5 protein-coding genes are annotated in these 3,562 nt (G+C 62.3%); 3 read left to right on the forward strand and 2 right to left on the reverse strand.

Annotated features, from left to right (window positions below; genetic code table 11):
- Nucleotides 1-730, forward strand: a 730-nt coding sequence (locus DH10_RS32050) for a DUF1403 family protein (protein WP_192385742.1), incomplete at its 5' end; no start/stop codon positions are given.
- Nucleotides 731-732: 2 nt separating this feature from the next.
- Nucleotides 733-1,455, forward strand: a complete 723-nt coding sequence (gene scpB / locus DH10_RS32055) for an SMC-Scp complex subunit ScpB (RefSeq protein WP_192385744.1) — start codon at nt 733-735, stop codon at nt 1,453-1,455.
- A 35-nt stretch (nt 1,456-1,490) separates the two neighbouring features.
- Here the strand turns inward: scpB and DH10_RS32060 are convergent, their stop codons facing one another.
- Nucleotides 1,491-2,015 (reverse strand): RES domain-containing protein, encoded by a 525-nt coding sequence (locus DH10_RS32060; RefSeq protein WP_192385745.1) that lies wholly within the window; start codon nt 2,013-2,015, stop codon nt 1,491-1,493.
- A complete protein-coding gene (locus tag DH10_RS32065; RefSeq protein WP_116625001.1) occupies nt 2,012-2,398 on the reverse strand; it encodes a hypothetical protein in 387 nt (128 codons plus the stop codon). Before DH10_RS32065 ends, DH10_RS32060 begins: the two co-directional genes overlap by 4 nt.
- Before the next feature lie 647 nt (nt 2,399-3,045).
- Here DH10_RS32065 and DH10_RS32070 point away from each other — a divergent pair.
- Nucleotides 3,046-3,562, forward strand: a 517-nt coding sequence (locus DH10_RS32070; protein WP_192385747.1) for an IS6 family transposase, incomplete at its 3' end; no start/stop codon positions are given.

Here is a 3,562-nt window from a genome sequence, read left to right on the forward strand (position 1 = left end):
CCGCGCGGAGGACGAGGCAGCCTTGCGTGACGCCTGGTACCTGCGCCAGGCCGGAACCGATCCCGGTCCTGCCGGCGCCATCTTCGGCGCCTGGCGGCAGCTCGTCCTCGTGCCGCCAGCCGCCAGCGCCGATCGACTCGAAAAGGTCGTCGACCAGCTGGGGCTTCATTGGAACGGCGCGCCTCTCGCCGAGCTCTGCACGGAGATCGAAAAACTGGCACGCTCGGGGCGGCCGGCACCGTTCGCCGCGGCGGCCGCCACTCACGTCGTCGCCATGCGGTCTGACTCTGAGCTTTTGGCCTGGTGGCTCGCCGACCTGGTGTTGGCGCAAAATCTGCGCTGGCCGCGGCCGCTGCCGCTGCTGATGGCACACGCTTTTGGCTCGGCGTTTCGGTCCGAGCCTGGCGGCGGCAAACGGATCCGGCCAGGCGAAAAAGGGTTTGAGCGGGCGGTGTGCCTGGCGCTGGCGCAGGCGGCGGCGGACGCCTGCCGGTTGGCCGCCGAGCTGTCGCGGCGCGCAGAGCGGCTCATCGCCGTCGCACCGAAGCTCAGGGCAAAGGGGGCGGGCGATGTGATCCAAAGACTGCTCGACGACGACGCCGTCCTCGGATCGCTGAGCACAAAAAACCTGTCGCGTTTTGCGGCGCGGCGCCTGTTCGAGCGGCTGAAACAGCTCGAGGCCGTGCGCGAGCTCTCCGGCCGCACCAGCTTTCGGCTGTTTGGGTTGTAGGGATGAGCGAAGCGTCTGCCCGCTGGAAGCCAAACGTTCGGCCGGCTTTGCTGGATACCGAGCTGGAACATCTGCCGGCCGAGCTGCGCTGGCGCGAATGGATGGGCCGCGTCGAAGCGGTGATCTTTGCCGCAAATGAACCGGTGACACGTAGTGTGCTGGCGCGGGTGGTGGGAAGAAATTGCAATATCGAGCTGATCATCGACGACATTCGCGCCGAGCTCGCCGGCCGCCCCTACGAGCTGGTCGCGGTCGCCGGCGGCTGGCAGCACCGCACCAAAAAAGTTTTTGGCGACGTCATCCACGCCGCCTTCGGTATGGCCGCAGGGGAGGGGACAAAAGAGCTGTCGCAGTCGGAGGCTTTCGTCCTCATGTGCATTGCCTACTTCCAGCCGATCACCCGTGGCGAGCTGTCGTCCTTCTTCGGCAAGGAGGTGTCGCGCGACCTGATCGGCGTGCTGCGCGCTGAGCAGCTGATCGCCTCGGGGCCGCGCAGCCCGCAGCCGGGGGCGCCCTACACCTACGTGACGACAAAAAACTTTCTGTCGCAGTTCGGGCTCGACACGCTGCGCCAGCTGCCGGATTTCGAGGCGCTCGAGGACGCCGGGCTGCTGTCGAAGGAAAAGCTACTGGCCGGTGATATTCCGGTTGGGCTGGCAAGCAGGGAAGCGGACGGCGAAGGGGAAGAAGAAAGGGTCGATGTCGCTGGAGACGAGACGGCCTAAATGGATTGGCGTGTTGCGACGCTCCGGTCGGAGGTTTACGGCCAGGACGACTGGTCGTGCGGCAGCCGCCGATCGGGATCATGGACCGCGACGTGATCGCCTTCGACAAGGTTGGCCGGAAAGATCACCAGATTAGTGCCGCCGGCGTGGCGCAGCGACGGAAACAGGATACCGCGGAGCCCGGCCGTGATGATCAGGTCCGCGAGCTTCCATGATGGCGGAATCTTCTTGTCGATGCGAGCGATCTGGCGCCAGGCACAGTCCCATTCTCTCCAGGCGCCGTTCCAGCTGTCCGGGTCGAACCCCTGCGAAAGGTCGGCCACCTCGGCGAGCGTGATCTTGTATGCCGCAAGGGTGGCGGGCGGGGTGATGCTGGCGCCCTGCTTGTATTCATCAAGCGCCGTCTTTGTCGAACGCGACAGATAAAGTGCTTCGACCCCTGGCCGGTTGAAACGACCGCCGTCCATCGCCGCGCCTGCACCGCTAGTGGGCAGGAAAGCCCATTTGGGTGTCAGATAGCGATGGAAGATCTCGTCCGGGCCGACGCGGATGACCTTCACCCGCGCGCCCCATTCTCGAGATCCCGGATGAACGCCAGAACCGCTTCGACCTGACCGTCGGCGACGAGTTCGGCCGCCGTGCGATGGCTATAGTCAGCGATAGGTTCGTTGCGATACCAGTAGATCGCCTTGTCGACGTCGCCAGTGAGCTCCGTCGCAGCCGAGATCACCTTCACCATTTCGCGCATCCGACCCTGCAAGCGCTCCGATGACGGGTTACGAAGCGTGTTGCGGTGGACGCCGGTCAACTGGGCCAAATTGGCAACCTTCACGCCCAGCGCCTGCGACAGGCGCTTCGGCGAGATATAGGGTGTGCGCGGCTCCTGCAGGCTATCGACAAAGCCCGAGATCACCGTGGAATGTGCTAGCTGTGCGTGGGCCATGACAATTCTCCGACCTCTCATACGCACAATATATGCACATTTTAACGCATAGCAAGTGAACGGAGGCCTGACCCCTTCCAGCGCACTGCCTGTCCTTCCTCATTCTCGGCAGCGACGCGCCATCTCAGTCACTTTATTGGCGTTTTCCGCCTACCAGACGCGGACATGGCTGCGTCAACACCTAGGCCCGTGCGACATGCTATGCTCATAGCGTCGATGATTCTGCACAGGAGGAGATGTGCGGATTCATTGTTTTGAGGGAAGTTTCAGTAGAGAAGAAACATGACTAAGCCCATTCGGATCCTCGTACCGGTCGATAGCCAAGAGGCTGAAGCGCTTCGACTTGCGCTCGGTTACGCCCGGAAGATCTGTGAGAAAGTCGGACCGGATGTACAGGATGTCATCCTACTCGTGCATACCAAGCACCAGTTGGACCACACCAGCCTTGCTCGGTCCTTGGGTGCGGCTAATGTTAAGGCTCTTGCCAAAGGACCGATTAAACTGTCCGGGGTCGGCCGCTTGCATGTCGAGACAATGAAGACTTGGCGCTACCCGCCGCGTAAGTCTGTAGTTGTCGTCTACTATGCTGAGCCGAAAAGGCACCGTAATGTTAACCGACGGCTGATGAAGATGTGCGAACATGGGCCATGTCAGAAGTTGCTCGTGATCCGCTCTATCGTCGCCACCGCTTTCCCGCCGAGATCATTGCGCACGCGGTATGGCTCTACTTTCGCTTTCCGCTCAGCCTGCGCATGGTTGAGGACATGCTGGCGGCCCGCGGCATCATCGTCACGCATCAGACCATTCGAAGCTGGGCGGAGAAATTCGGACGGCATTTCGCCCGGGAGATCAAGCGACGGTCAGCCGGCTGCCTGGGCGACAAATGGCATCTCGACGAATGTGTGATGGCCATCAATGGCAAGAAGCAGTGGCTCTGGCGTGCCGTCGATCAGGACGGCTTCGTCCTCGAAGTGCTGGTGCAAAGCCGCCGAAATGCCAAGGCGGCAAAGCGTCTGATGCGCAAGTTGCTGAAGGCTCAAGGGCGGACACCACGGGTCATGATCACCGACAAGCTCCGGTCCTATGATGCCGCCAGGCGCGACCTCATGCCCGGTGTCGAACACCGGTCGCACAAAGGCCTCAATAATCGAGCGGAAAATTCGC

The organism is Mesorhizobium silamurunense (assembly GCF_014843825.1).
GTDB classification, from domain to species: domain Bacteria; phylum Pseudomonadota; class Alphaproteobacteria; order Rhizobiales; family Rhizobiaceae; genus Mesorhizobium; species Mesorhizobium silamurunense.

What these genes read in the sequence shown, in the direction of transcription:
- scpB (WP_192385744.1), top strand. Translation starts at nt 733, where the DNA reads ATGAGCGAAGCGTCTGCCCGCTGGAAGCCAAACGTTCGGCCGGCTTTG.
- DH10_RS32065 (WP_116625001.1), bottom strand. Translation starts at nt 2,398, where the DNA reads ATGGCCCACGCACAGCTAGCACATTCCACGGTGATCTCGGGCTTTGTC.